Source organism: Hymenobacter profundi (genome assembly GCF_019334315.1).
Classification (GTDB): Bacteria; Bacteroidota; Bacteroidia; order Cytophagales; family Hymenobacteraceae; genus Hymenobacter; species Hymenobacter profundi.
Genome location: NZ_JAHWGL010000123.1, coordinates 1 through 13,204 on the forward strand (window position 1 = coordinate 1; position 13,204 = coordinate 13,204).

Genomic DNA, 13,204 nt, shown 5'->3' on the forward strand with positions numbered 1-13,204 from the left:
CACGTTGAACGATTGTCGTTGTTACGCCAGTTGTGCAACGTGAAAAGGTCCTTCGCTCCGCTCAGGATGACAAATCGACTTTATTTCTTGCTAAACAGCGAGTTGACGTACGTGTGCTTGTCGAACAGCTGCAAATCCGTCATCTTTTCGCCTACCCCAATGTAGCGCACCGGCACGTTCAGTTGGTCCGAAATGCCGATGACCACGCCACCCTTGGCCGTGCCATCGAGCTTGGTGATGGCCAAGGCCGATACTTCGGTGGCTTTGGTGAACTCCTTGGCTTGTAGGAAGGCATTCTGGCCGGTGCTGCCATCCAGCACGAGCAGGACCTCGTGGGGCGCGTCGGGAATCACCTTCTGCATCACACGCTTGATCTTGCTTAGCTCGTTCATCAGGTTCACCTTGTTGTGCAGGCGGCCCGCCGTGTCGATAATGACCACATCGGCCTGCATTTCCACGCCTTTCTTCACGGCATCATAGGCCACGGAGGCGGGGTCGGTGTTCATGCCATGCGAAATCACCGGCACGCCTACCCGCTCACCCCAAATGATGAGCTGATCCACGGCCGCGGCCCGGAAGGTATCGGCGGCGCCTAATACTACCTTCTTGCCAGCCGAGTGAAAGCGGTGTGCCAGCTTGCCGATGGTGGTGGTTTTGCCCACCCCGTTCACGCCTACCACCATAATCACGTAGGGTTGGCCGGTGTTGTCGGGGCGGTCGAGTAAGGCTAGAGAGCCCGACTTATTGTTCATCAGCAGCCCGGCAATTTCCTCGCGCAGAATGCGGTCCAGGTCGCCGGTGCTCACATATTTATCTCGGGCTACGCGCTTCTCGATGCGGTCAATCACCTTCACAGTAGTATCGATGCCTACGTCGGCATGTACCAGCAGCGTTTCCAAGTCGTCGAGTACGGCTTCGTCCACGGTGCTTTTACCCACCACGGCCTTGCTAAGCTGGTCGAAGAAGTTGGTTTTGGTCTTTTGCAACCCTTCGTCCAGCGCCTGCTGCTGCTCTTTGCTCTCTTTATCCTTTTTGAAAAAGTCGAAAAGTCCCATAGGGGGGGCGATATGTAGGGGCGCGTTGCACGCGCCCGTCGTGGAACGGTAATCAATAGCACAACGGCCCGCCAGTCAACAATTCAACGACGGGCGCGTGCAACGCGCCCCTACAACACAAAAAAGTCCCACGGTTGGCGGGACTTCTTCACGTTGGTTGGGTAGCCACAAGTGGCGCCAAATTACTTGGTGCCCGAAGCCAGATACTCCTGCACTTTGTCAACTAGCACCATCTCTTCGCGGAAGGTATAGGCACCAGTTTTGGGGGATTTTACAGCGCGAATCACTTTCGCCCAGTCTTTACCGCCCGATACTTTCAGGGTTGCTACTACTTTCTTAGCCATTGCTCAGGTTATTTGATTTCCTTGTGAACGGTCATCTTCTTGAGCACGGGGTTGAACTTCTTCAGCTCGATGCGCTCGGGGGTATTCTTACGATTCTTCGTGGTAATGTAGCGCGAGGTGCCCGGCTGACCCGAGGTCTTGTGCTCGGTGCACTCCAGGATTACCTGCACCCGGTTTCCTTTTTTAGCCATCTCGACTGTTGTTTTTGGATTAAGGACTGCAAAGGTACTGCCTTTTCCGGAATTGTCAAACAGTCAGACTATAAAGAATATAGCCTTTGTTTAATTCCGGGGTAGGCTTCCCATCACAAGTCCCGTAACCGGGCACCCGCAACGGGCACGTAGCAGCCGCTGATAAAGCTAGTAAACGATGAAGCCCTGCTCTTTGGCCTTCTTCAGCACCGACATGATGCCGTTCTTGTTGATCGTGCGGATGGTAGAAGCCGCTACTTTCAGCGTAACCCAGGCGTCCTGCTCCGGAATATAGAAGCGCTTCTTTTGCAGGTTGGGGTAGAACTTACGCTTGGTCTTATTGTTGGCGTGCGAAACGTTGTTACCCACACGGGTACGCTTGCCGGTCAGATCACAAACTCGGGCCATGATATTGAGGAACTTAGAGGTTTCTATGTCAGAAAAAGGGACGCAAAGATCGGTATTTATCCGAGAAAAGCAAACCGGAGTGCTGAAAAATAGATGGTTAGCTGCCGACAGAGTCCGTCGGAGAAGACTTTTTCTCGCGCCCGTAGCCCCAGGGACAATGCCGACAGCGGCTTTTGCAGCAGGTGCCGCGCCGCCGGTGATACTGTTCCGTAAACACCATCAGGCCTTCGGGCGTAAAGTAGTAGTCGCCGGGCTGTAGGGGTAGGGGGGTAGTAGACATTGGAACAACAAAGATACGTCGGCTACCGGCCCGAGGCTACAGCCATCCGCATTTAGCGCATCGTTGCTAGTTTGGAGGCTGATTCGGGACGTTTCAGCTTGGGAGAAAGACGTTTTATTATTGCACATGACCGCAACCGTACTATTTCGTTTTGCGCTGTTGGTTGGTTTGCTGGCGGCTGTTGCACCGGCGGCGCGGGCACAACAAAGGCCTGTCAACTATGCGCCACTCTCGGCCCACGCGCCTACCGACCAGCCGTTGGCCTTCGCCTCTACCGATGCAGCCCGGCGCCTGCGAGAGTTTGATGCGCAGATTGCCAGCGCCGTGAAGCAAGCCCGCACCACCCTACCCGGCGTAAAAAAGCGCTTTCAGGAAGGGCTACCCCAGGAGCACGTTCTGTTTCTGACCACACGCCTCTACGATGCCGACGGCACTTTCGAGCAAGTGTTTATACGGGTGCGGGAGTGGTCGAATAAAACGGTGCAGGGCATCATCGCCAATGAATTGCTCACCGTGCAGAGCTTCACGCAGGGTCAGCAAATCACCTTTCCCGAAAAAGCTGTGCTCGACTGGACCATCTCCCTACCCGACGGCAGCGAAGAAGGCAACTTTGTGGGCAAGCTCCTGGATTCTTTACCCCGGTAAGCCCCGCAGCATAAAGCCATTGCGCAATAAACCTCGTATGCTACTAACCACCTGATTTCTACCCATGACCACAACCTCCACCACCCGCAGCCAAGAGCTGATGCAGCTCGAAGACCAATACGGCGCTCATAATTATCACCCGCTGCCAGTGGTGCTCACACGGGGCGAGGGCGCGCGATTGTGGGATGTGGAGGGCAAGGAATACTACGACTTCCTGTCGGCCTACTCGGCTGTGAACCAGGGCCACTGCCACCCCCGCATCATTGGTGCCCTTACGGCGCAGGCTAAGCGCCTCACGCTCACGTCGCGGGCCTTCTTCAATGACCAACTGGGCGAGGCGGAAAAGCAGCTGTGTGAGCTGTTTGGCTACGATAAAGCGCTGCTGATGAACTCCGGGGCCGAAGCCGTGGAAACCGCCCTGAAGCTGGCGCGCAAGTGGGGCTACGAGCAAAAAGGCATTGCCCCCAACGAGGCCGTTATCCTTGTAGCTGAGCACAACTTTCACGGCCGCACCACCGGCATTATCTCCTTCTCCACTGACCCCGACAGCACGGGTGGCTTCGGCCCCTACGTGCCCGGCTACCAGGTAGTGCCCTACGACGATCTGGACGCCCTGGCCGACGCCGTGCAAAACCGTCACGTGTGCGCTTTTCTGGTAGAGCCCATTCAGGGAGAAGCCGGGGTAGTGGTACCATCAGAAGGCTATTTGAAGAAGGCCTACGAGCTGTGCCACAAGCACAATGTGCTGTTTATTGCTGACGAAATTCAGACCGGGTTGGGCCGCACGGGCAAGCTGCTGGCTACTGATTATGAAGCCGTGCGCGCCAATGTGCTGGTGCTGGGCAAGGCCCTAAGCGGGGGCGTGCTACCTGTATCGGCAGTACTAGCCGACGATGCGGTGATGCTCACCATTCAGCCCGGCCAACATGGCTCTACCTTCGGCGGCAACCCACTGGCCTCGGTGGTACTGCGGGCGGCGCTGGACGTGCTGCTCGACGAAAAACTCACTGAAAATGCTGCCCTGCTGGGCGAAATCTTTCGGGAGCGAATGCGCCAGGTGCAACAGCAGCGCCCCAAGGTGGTAACGGAGGTACGCGGCAAAGGTCTCCTCAACGCGGTAGTCATTCAGCCCGCCGCCGACGGTCGCACGGCCTGGGACGTGTGCGTGTCGCTGATGGAACGAGGCGTGCTGGCCAAGCCCACCCACGGCGACATCATCCGATTCGCGCCGCCGCTGGTGATTTCGGAAAAGCAGTTGCACGCGGCCTGCGACGTAATAGAAAAGGTGATTTTGGCGTTCTGAATAGGTTGTCCTCTTTTGACTGACGCAGCCTGCGTATCTTTGGCCCGCCGCTGACGGTTTATTTACTTTATGATGAAGGCATTTCTATGGGGTTGTGGGCTAGTGCCGGTACTGCTATTGGCGGGTTGCCAGAGCGAGCAGAAAGTGCTGCTGCCGGAAACGACTGCCTACTCCTCACCGTGCCCATCTACCACCGACTCGGCCTTTACTGTGCTATCTACTACCCCCGATAGTACGGCACTGCTAACTGCTACCCTACCGCTCGTGGGCACGCGTAGTCGGCAGAAGCCTGCTTCAGCAAGAGCGCAATTTCTGGCCACAAACCGTGCGCCGCGCGCTTTGCAATTGGCCCGGCCGGTTACGAAGTCGGAAGAAATCACTCAAATTCGGCGGGCACGCCGGCAGCCGTTTCGTCTGCGGCACCCGCAGGACGAAACCGAAGGTAACCCCTGGCTGGTAGCCTTGGGCGTGGTGCTAGTAGCCGCCGGCATCGTAGGCGGCCTATTGATTGGCGGCGGAATAGGCATTTTTGCGGGTATCGTAGTAGGCCTGCTGGGCTACTACTTCTTCATGCGCGGGTTGCTGGGACCACACGCTTGGCTGGAAGCCATTCAGGAGCTGTTCCAGCTGTAAGAATAAGACGTCGTTAGCGTCAGCGTCCGAACTTTACGGGCCGCAGGTTGTTATTTCACGTTAAATCAACCTCACGTTCGCATGTCTATTATCCCCACGCACCGCCCGCGCCGTAACCGCAAGTCTCAGGTAATCCGCGATTTGGTGCAGGAAACTACGCTGTCGGTTCACGATTTTATCTATCCGCTGTTCATGATTGATGGACAGAATAAAGAGGTAGAAGTGAAGTCGATGCCCGGTATTCATCGGTACTCGCCCGACCGGCTGATTGACGAAATCGGGCGTTGTGTGGAGTTGGGCATCAAGAGTTTCGCTCCTTTTCCAGGCTTGGAAGATGCCGTGAAAGACCGCTTGGCCCGCGAATCGGCCAACCCCAACGGTCTGTACCTGCGCACGGTGGCCGACATCAAGCGGCAGTTTCCGGAAGTGGTGTTGATGACCGACGTGGCCATGGACCCCTACTCCAGTGACGGCCACGACGGCGTGGTAGACCCCGAGTCGGGTGAGATTCTCAACGATGCTACCCTGGAAGTGCTCGGCCAGATGGCCCTGGCCCAGGCTCGCGCTGGTGCCGACGTCATTGCGCCCTCCGACATGATGGATGGCCGCGTGGCCTGGATTCGGGATGTGCTGGACAAGAACGGCTTCTCCAACGTGAGCATCATGAGCTACACGGCCAAGTACGCCTCCGCCTTCTACGGTCCCTTCCGTGATGCGCTGGACTCGGCCCCCAAACGCGGGGATAAGAAGACCTACCAGATGAACCCCGCCAACCGCCGCGAAGCCCTGCGCGAGTTGGTCCTCGACGAGCAGGAAGGCGCCGATATGGTGATGGTGAAACCCGCTTTAAGCTACCTCGACATCATTCGGGAAGTGCGGAATAACACCACCCTACCCGTGACGGCCTACAACGTATCGGGCGAGTATGCCATGGTGAAAGCCGCCGCGCAGCAAGGCTGGGTGGATGGCGAGAGAACCATGATGGAAGTGCTGACGAGCATCAAGCGCGCCGGCGCCGACGCCATCCTGACGTACTTCGCGAAGGAAGCAGCCGAAGTGCTGCGGCGTGGGTAGGTGGCACTAATTACGTTATACACTGTTGAAAAGCGCATCTTCGGGTGCGCTTTTTGCTTTAGCGGCCTTGTGTGTCGCCTTCCTTATTCGGCTACTTATCGGTTCAAATCCTACCCTTCTATTTCTCGTTGATGACGTCTTCTGTACTGCGCTTGTGTGCATGCGGCTCGATTCTATTTTTTAGTAGCTTTTCGGCGCAAGCCCAGCATTCGCGTTTACCCACTACGCCACCCACCAATCCTTTTGCAGCGGTAGATAAGCTGGCACTTCAACTGCCTGATTCGGCTGCACACTCTACCCGTGGTATAGCGCGCTATATTACGGCTACCTTCACCAGCGATACGGACAAGGCCCGCGCTATTTATATCTGGTTGGCGCGCAATATTCGCTACGATGTAGAAAAGGCAAGCCAGATAACGCTGCGCCACGATTCGGAGGAAAACATCCTGCGGGAAACGTTAGCCACGCGTATGGGCGTCTGCCAGCAATACGCCGACCTGTTTACAGACATTGCTATCCGAGTAGGGCTACCTGCTTACACAGTTTCGGGATTTACGAAGCAGGCAGACTACGTGGACTACATTCCGCACGCGTGGTGCGCTGCCCAACTCAATGGCAGCTGGTATTTGTTTGACCCTACCTGGGGAGCCGGCTACACGCACGCTGGGCGCTTTGTGCAGCGCACAAACAATGCATACTTTAAGGTGAAGGCCGCGCAGTTCATAACGAATCACATGCCCTTCGACCCGCTATGGCAGTTGCAGGCGTACCCTATCACCGCCCGGCAATTTAGCATAGGGAAAATCAGTAATCTGGAGCGCAAAGTGCCGTTTAGCTTCGCCGATTCCATTCAGCTCTACCAGCGACAGGATACGTTGGTGCGGTTGCAGGCAGTGACGCGGCGTATCCAGCAAAACGGCATCCAGGACCCCGTGGTGTATAACAAGCTAGTCAGCATTCGGCAGCAAATGGAAAACTACCGGGTGCATCAACACAATGCCGCAATACACAGCTATAATGAAGTAGTGCACTTGTATAACGGTAGTATTTTTAGCTTCAATAAGTTTATTGAGTACCGCAACGCGCAATTTTTGCCCAAGAAAACAGATGAGGAGCTTACCGGGATGATATACGCGGAAGTGCAGAAAATCAAGCTGGTGCAGGAGAAAATGGCGGGGCTCCCGGCCGAGGGGGTAGGGCCAGCGGAGCGTGGGCAGCTGCAACAGCAGATTCAGGAAATAGCCGATAAAATTCTGGAACAGCAGGCTTTCGTAGCGAAGTATTGTGCTACCGGCAAACTACTGCGTCGGACACTGTTTGCGAGTTACATGTGGTATGGCCGCCCGCTTAATTAACGTACTATGCTTCAGCTTCGCCTTGCTACCCTCAATGACATTCCGACCATCCTCACGCTTATCAGCCGGGTGGTGCCGCTGATGAATGCGGCCGGTAATTTTCAATGGGAAGCTTCCTACCCCAACGAAGCCGTGTTTCAGCGAGACATTGCCCGCCATCACCTGTGGCTGGCGGAACTGGATGGGCAGCTGGCCGGCATTGCTGCTCTCACCCACAACGACCAGGACGCTGAGTATGCCCAAGCCGAGTGGGATGTAACCGAGCCAGCCCTCGTAACGCACCGCTTGGCCGTAGACCCAGCTGCGCAGGGTAGGGGTGTGGCCGCGGCGCTGCTACAAAAGGCCGAGGAACTAGCCCGACAGCGCGGCTTGCGCGTGCTGCGCGTAGATACCAACTCCGAAAACCAAGCCACTCAACGTCTTTTCCCGAAGCTGGGCTACCGCTTCGCTGGCGAAATCGCCTTAGAATTTCGGCCGGGGCTGCGGTTTTTCTGCTATGAGAAGTGGGTAGGGTAGTACGGGCTGCCAGTTAGTAGCCAGACCGTTATTCCTCGACCAGCTCGGAATGGCAGTCTTATGAATACATCTACTCTGGCAACGCAAACTGCTGCAATGCCGCCAATTCCTTCTGAATGGTCTTTTCCCATTGGGCCTGCTTAGCAGCAATGGTGCTGTTGGCAGTCTGGAGACGATACTGCTGGCGGCGCTTGGCGGCGGCGGCTATCATTTGGGCGGCCGGGTCGGTTTTGGCTGAGGTAGGGGTAGGGGAGGCCGTAGGCGTGGCGGGCATCAGCTGGCGCAGCTTGCGGGCGTATATTTCGGTGATGTCGAACAACGTTTGCTGAAAGCGGAGCTGCTGGGCCACGTTATGCGCCGGATTGATGCTGGATTTAGAACGCACTAAACCGTTGCGCACGATGGTGCGCTTTTGCTTGGTGTAGAGGTTGGTACGCGTTTCGGTAGTAAGCTGAAACTCAGCCTTACCGATGGTTTCTTTCTTCAGCTTCACGCCAAAATCCTGGGCAGAGAGGTGGTGCTTGGCGCTCCAGGGTACGAAATCGGTAGTGGTTTGGGCGAAGGTGGTAAGGCTTAATAGGGAGAACAGGATGGTATACAGTAGCTTCATGAATGGGGATAGGTAGGGATATGAAATCGTCTGTCATCCTGAACGCAGTGAAGGACCTTCTCACGCCAGAACGAGTCGCTTGTACGATAATCGTTTAATTGACATAAGGTCCTTCGCAGACGGACGCCAGATGAAGGATGACAGGCGCTTTGAGAAGACAAGCTTATAAAACGTTCCACAAGTATAGGCAGCCCTACTTAATAAATGGCCACCGCTTTTGCTGACGGCTCCAAAGCAGAAACGCCACCGCGCCCAGCGCCATCATACCCAGGGCGGCCACCTGAAAATAGAGGTTGAACCGGACCCCGCCCCATTCCACTGCCACCGGCGCAATGCCCACAAACACGAACAGCCACACGAGAATGACCAGAACAACGGGAAGTGGGTAAAGCGGCATCTTGAATGGCAGCGTTGCCGTGCCGCGCCGCCGCCGTAGCAGCACCAGCCCTACTGCCTGGCCCACAAACTGCACCAGAATACGCATGGCTAAAATGGCCGCAATCACCTCGCCCAACCGAAACAGTAGGCTGAAGACGAAGCCCACGCCGCCCAGCAGCAGCAACGAAACGTACGGAAACTGTTTGGTAGGGTGCAGCTTGCCGAACACAGGCAAAAACTCGCCATCTGCAGCGGCGGCGTAAGGAATACGGGAGTAGCCTAGCAGCACGGCAAACAGCGAGGCAAAAGCCACCAGCAGCACCATGGCCGTGGCTACTGTGGCGGCGGCCGGCCCATACAGTCGCTCCACAAACACGCTCACAATGAACTGCGATTTATCGCCGGCGCCGCTTTGCCAGCTCTGCACTTCCTGCCACGGAATAACGGTGCCCACGCTCCAGTTCATCAGCAAATACAGCCCCGCAATACCCACGATACTCAGGAAAATGCTGCGCGGGATCACCTTTTCTGGCCGTTTAATTTCAGCCCCCAAATGGCACACGTTGTAGTAGCCGAGGTAAGAGTAGATAGCGTTGACGGCGGCGTGGCCCATGGCCCCCGATAGCAGCAGCCCCGGTAAGGCTGGCACGCCCCCGCTAGGCAGCACGGCCACCGAATGATGAGCGTGCGTGAGGCCTCCGAAAATCAGCCAGCCCATGAGCGCCAGCACGCCTACCCACAGCGCCACGCCCAGCTTGCCGATGTCCTCGATGCGGCGGTAGAGCAGCACAATAAGCAGCAGTACCACGCTGCCAGCCACCAGCTTTGGTTGCCACCACTCAGTGAGGGGCACGAGGTAGCCGAAGTACTGCGCAAAGCCAATGGCACCCGAGGCCAGCACTAGCGGCGACTGAATCAGGGTTTGCCAGACGTAAAGAAACGACATCAGCCTACCCCACTTCTGCTCGCCATAGGCCAGTTTAAGAAAGCGGTAGCTGCCGCCGGCCTCGGGGTAGGCTGCACCCAGTTCGCTCCAGACCAAGCCATCGATGGCGGCCAGGGCGGCGCCTACTAGCCAGGCCAACAGAAAATTGGGTCCCATAAAGCCCATAACCAGGGGTAGGGTGACGAATGGTCCAATGCCCACCATGTCTATCATGTTGAGGGCGGTGGCCTGTACCAAGCCAAGGCGGCGCTGCAACGTAGGAACTGGAGTAGGGGAGTCGGAGTCGAGGTGAGCCATAAGCAGCGGAGAGGGAGCGTAACGAGGGTAGAAAGCCGCGCCGCGCCGAAATGTTTGCCATAGCGTGCGTTTGCACGGGCCGCACCAGCACCAGCAGCATTTTTGCTTTCGATCCAGCTCCTTCGCGGCGCATGTGCAGACTAGGCGTTCTTAACCTTGCCCTGAGCCCCACCGTAAGGAAGAGGTATATCCCTCTTCTATGGCCGGAAAATCTTCTTCTAAATTAGTTATTTACGGGGCCATCGGGGCCAATGTCGCCATTGCTATTGCCAAGTTTGTAGCTACTTATTTCACGGGTAGCTCGGCTATGCTGTCGGAAGGTATTCACTCTTTGGTAGACAGCGGCAATGGCCTGTTGTTGCTCTACGGTTTGCACCAAAGCACAAAGCCGGCCTCTATAGAGTTCCCGTTTGGGCGCAGCAAAGAGCTGTATTTCTGGTCGTTGATTGTGGCCGTATTGGTGTTTTCGGTGGGCGGCGGCATGTCTATCTACGAAGGTATTGCCCACATTAAAGAACCCGCTCCCATCACCGACCCTACCTGGAACTACTGGGTGCTGGCGTTGGGTATCCTGTTTGAGGGTACGTCTTTCCTGATTGCCATGCGGGAGTTCAACAAAAGCCGGGGCACTGTGGGATGGGTAGCTTCGCTACGCCGCAGCAAAGACCCCTCGGTATTCGCCATCCTGATGGAAGATTTCGCAGCCCTTATTGGCTTGGTCATCGCCCTGCTGGGGGTGTATTTCGGGCATGCGCTCAACAACCCCTACCTCGATGGGGCCGCCTCCATCTGCATAGGGCTGCTGCTGGTGTGCGTGGCCATTTTCCTGATTCGTGAAACCAAAGGCCTACTCATTGGCGAAGGTGTGGACCGCGACACCCTCAACGACTTGCTACAGATTGCCCGTCAGCGCGATACCGTAGACCAAGTGCGCCCACCACTCACGTCCTACCTTGGCCCCGAAGATGTTATCCTGGCCCTCGACGTGCAGTTCCGTCGCGACCTGAATGCGGTGGAGATAGAGCAAGCCATCGACGATTTACAAGATGATATCCGGGAGAAATACCCCGAGTTCAAGCGCATTTTCATCGAAGCCAAGTCCCTTGGACAGAAGCATCGCACCACTGAAATCAGCGGTTCGCCGCAGTAAATAGTGAGATGGTGAGTAGTGAAATGACTACTCACCATCTCACCACTACCCAAACTCCTACGCCCATGCAACCCTACGACCACGCCGCTACTTCTCCTTTTCAATCGTTCTGGATGGCCGGTTACGAGTGTACGGATCAGCTGAACGCCTTCGGCCACCGCGTCGATTTCCTACCCCTCACCGGGCATTTGCAACTGATAGAGCAAGATTATCAGGACATTCAACGCGAGTTTCAGATGCAGACGGTGCGCGAAGGGATTCGCTGGAGTCAGATTGAAACCACGCCCTATCACTACGACTGGAGCACCGTGCAAGCGATGCTGGAAGTGGGGCAGCGCTTGGGCGTGCAGCAGATCTGGGACCTATGCCATTTTGGCTACCCCGACGACCTCACGCCCCTGCACCCCATGTTTGCGCGGCGCTTTGCGGCCCTGTGCCGGGCCTTTGTAGATTTCTATCGCCAGCAGCGGCCTGAAGGCGAACTGATTGTGACGCCCATCAACGAAGTGAGCTTTATGTCGTGGCTAGGGGGAGATGTACGCGGTACTTCGCCCTACTGCGTGGGGCAGGGCTGGGAGGTGAAGCGCGGGCTGATGCGAGCCTACATCGAAGGCGTGGCCGCTCTGCGTGAGGCCGACCCCGGCATTCGGATTCTGACCACCGAGCCGCTTATCAACGTGGTACCGCGCTTGGGGGCGGGTAGGGCCGAGCGCCAGCGCTGCGTGGAGTTCACCAACAACCAGTTTCAGTCGGTGGATATGCTGGCCGGGCGCTTGTGCCCCGAGCTGGGCGGCCGCGAGGAGTACCTGGATATTCTCGGCTTCAACTTCTACTACGACAACCAATGGCAGCTGGACCCGCACGAAACCATTGGTTGGGCCGATACGCCGGCTAACCCGCGCTGGACGCCCTTGCACAAGTTATTGCAAATGGCCCACCGCCGTTACGGCCGCCCCGTGGTGCTCACCGAAACCAGCCACCCCGGCATCGACCGGCCCAAGTGGTGGCACTACATTGGCCAGGAGTGCGCCCAGGCGCTGCAAGCTGGCGTGCCGCTGTGGGGCGTGTGCTGCTACCCCATCATCGACCGGCCCGACTGGGACTTCCTCGACAACTGGCACCGTTCTGGTCTGTGGGATGCCGAGCTACGGCCCGATGGCCCGCCGTTACGTATCTTAGATCAGCCTTCGGCCGAGGCGTTGCGGCAGGCGCAGGCCACCGTGGCGGCCGCTCGGCCCCAACGGCGACCCAAGCCGGCGCTTTCTTTTTCTTAACCTCCGAATTTGCTACCCGCAGTGCCTCATTCGATTACTCCCGTTCCGCTTTCTACCCCGCCTGCCCGCACGCCCCACGCCGAGGTGCACTTTAGTCCGCACGACGACTGCGCGGGCGCCATTCAGCGCTTCATTGGGCGAGTATCCGAAACGCTGGACGTGTGCGTGTTCACCATTGCCGACGACCGGCTGACGGCCGCCCTACTGGAAGCCCACCAGCGCGGCGTGCACGTGCGCATCCTCACCGACAACGAAAAGCTCGACGACCTGGGCTCCGACATCCGCCAGCTGCATAAAGCCGGCATCAACGTGCACGTTGACCGCACCGAGAACCACATGCACCACAAGTTTGCCGTGGCCGACAACCAATCGGTGCTCACCGGCAGCTACAACTGGACGCGCTCGGCGGCCTACTACAATCAAGAAAACCTGCTCATCACCGACGACCCCGCCATCGTGCGCCCCTACGCCCGCGAGTTCGAGCGCCTCTGGAGCGGCATGGCGCGGTTTGAAGGGTAGGGGTGAGATGGTGAATGGTGGAATAGTGAGTAAAACCGTCTGTCATCCTGAACGCAGCGGAGCGAAGTAAAGGAGCTTCTCACGCGAGAACGACAGGCTTGTTAACGACTCGTCTTCACGTTCATCGTTCTCATGTGAGAAGGCCCTTCACTTCGCTTCGCTGCGTTCAGGATGACAGACGGTTTTACTTCAAAAACTCACAACTTCACCATATGCCCGAAGCCTA

Annotated in this window: 16 protein-coding genes; 9 read left to right on the forward strand and 7 right to left on the reverse strand. The window is 57.1% G+C overall.

Features of this window, described 5'->3' with window-relative positions; translation table 11 throughout:
- Positions 1 to 80: 80 nt before the first annotated feature.
- From ftsY to KYK14_RS19600, 5 genes are all read right to left on the reverse strand, one after another.
- Positions 81 to 1,055: a signal recognition particle-docking protein FtsY gene (gene ftsY, locus KYK14_RS19580; RefSeq protein ID WP_185281706.1), complete on the reverse strand. Its 975-nt coding sequence runs from the start codon at positions 1,053 to 1,055 to the stop codon at positions 81 to 83.
- Positions 1,056 to 1,237: 182 nt separating this feature from the next.
- Positions 1,238 to 1,399: a DUF4295 domain-containing protein gene (locus tag KYK14_RS19585; RefSeq protein ID WP_185281705.1), complete on the reverse strand. Its 162-nt coding sequence runs from the start codon at positions 1,397 to 1,399 to the stop codon at positions 1,238 to 1,240.
- Positions 1,400 to 1,407: 8 nt separating this feature from the next.
- Positions 1,408 to 1,590: a 50S ribosomal protein L33 gene (gene rpmG, locus KYK14_RS19590; protein ID WP_185281704.1), complete on the reverse strand. Its 183-nt coding sequence runs from the start codon at positions 1,588 to 1,590 to the stop codon at positions 1,408 to 1,410.
- Positions 1,591 to 1,758: 168 nt separating this feature from the next.
- The gene (gene rpmB, locus KYK14_RS19595; RefSeq protein ID WP_110976335.1) at positions 1,759 to 1,998 is read right to left on the reverse strand and encodes a 50S ribosomal protein L28; all 240 of its coding nucleotides are present in this window, start codon (positions 1,996 to 1,998) and stop codon (positions 1,759 to 1,761) included.
- A gap of 97 nt (positions 1,999 to 2,095) precedes the next feature.
- Positions 2,096 to 2,278, reverse strand: coding sequence for a C1orf53 family protein (locus KYK14_RS19600; protein WP_185281703.1), 183 nt, complete (start codon positions 2,276 to 2,278; stop codon positions 2,096 to 2,098).
- Positions 2,279 to 2,404: 126 nt separating this feature from the next.
- Between KYK14_RS19600 and KYK14_RS19605 the strand changes: the two genes are divergently transcribed.
- The 6 genes from KYK14_RS19605 (at position 2,405) to KYK14_RS19630 (ending at position 7,804) form a co-directional block, all read left to right on the forward strand.
- Entirely contained in the window at positions 2,405 to 2,923 is a 519-nt protein-coding gene (locus KYK14_RS19605; RefSeq protein ID WP_185281702.1) for a DUF2314 domain-containing protein, read from the forward strand.
- Between the two features lie 64 nt (positions 2,924 to 2,987).
- Complete coding sequence (gene rocD / locus KYK14_RS19610; protein ID WP_219161282.1) at positions 2,988 to 4,226, forward strand: ornithine--oxo-acid transaminase; 1,239 nt, start codon at positions 2,988 to 2,990, stop codon at positions 4,224 to 4,226.
- Between the two features lie 69 nt (positions 4,227 to 4,295).
- Entirely contained in the window at positions 4,296 to 4,859 is a 564-nt protein-coding gene (locus KYK14_RS19615; RefSeq protein ID WP_219161285.1) for a hypothetical protein, read from the forward strand.
- 81 nt (positions 4,860 to 4,940) lie between these two features.
- Positions 4,941 to 5,933, forward strand: coding sequence for a porphobilinogen synthase (gene hemB / locus KYK14_RS19620; protein WP_185281699.1), 993 nt, complete (start codon positions 4,941 to 4,943; stop codon positions 5,931 to 5,933).
- A 131-nt stretch (positions 5,934 to 6,064) separates the two neighbouring features.
- Positions 6,065 to 7,288 (forward strand): transglutaminase domain-containing protein, encoded by a 1,224-nt coding sequence (locus KYK14_RS19625; protein ID WP_219161288.1) that lies wholly within the window; start codon positions 6,065 to 6,067, stop codon positions 7,286 to 7,288.
- A 6-nt stretch (positions 7,289 to 7,294) separates the two neighbouring features.
- A complete protein-coding gene (locus KYK14_RS19630; RefSeq protein WP_219161291.1) occupies positions 7,295 to 7,804 on the forward strand; it encodes a GNAT family N-acetyltransferase in 510 nt (169 codons plus the stop codon).
- Between the two features lie 70 nt (positions 7,805 to 7,874).
- Here KYK14_RS19630 and KYK14_RS19635 read toward each other — a convergent pair whose 3' ends face one another.
- A complete protein-coding gene (locus KYK14_RS19635; protein WP_219161295.1) occupies positions 7,875 to 8,414 on the reverse strand; it encodes a hypothetical protein in 540 nt (179 codons plus the stop codon).
- 193 nt (positions 8,415 to 8,607) lie between these two features.
- Entirely contained in the window at positions 8,608 to 10,035 is a 1,428-nt protein-coding gene (locus KYK14_RS19640) for an APC family permease (protein WP_185281696.1), read from the reverse strand.
- A gap of 199 nt (positions 10,036 to 10,234) precedes the next feature.
- On the opposite strand from KYK14_RS19640, the gene KYK14_RS19645 reads away from it, so the two are divergent.
- The 3 genes from KYK14_RS19645 (at position 10,235) to KYK14_RS19655 (ending at position 12,978) form a co-directional block, all read left to right on the forward strand.
- Positions 10,235 to 11,185, forward strand: a complete 951-nt coding sequence (locus KYK14_RS19645) for a cation diffusion facilitator family transporter (protein WP_185281695.1) — start codon at positions 10,235 to 10,237, stop codon at positions 11,183 to 11,185.
- 65 nt (positions 11,186 to 11,250) lie between these two features.
- Entirely contained in the window at positions 11,251 to 12,459 is a 1,209-nt protein-coding gene (locus tag KYK14_RS19650) for an amine oxidase (protein ID WP_219161298.1), read from the forward strand.
- Between the two features lie 21 nt (positions 12,460 to 12,480).
- Positions 12,481 to 12,978, forward strand: coding sequence for a phospholipase D-like domain-containing protein (locus KYK14_RS19655; protein ID WP_208306754.1), 498 nt, complete (start codon positions 12,481 to 12,483; stop codon positions 12,976 to 12,978).
- Positions 12,979 to 13,204: the final 226 nt, after the last annotated feature.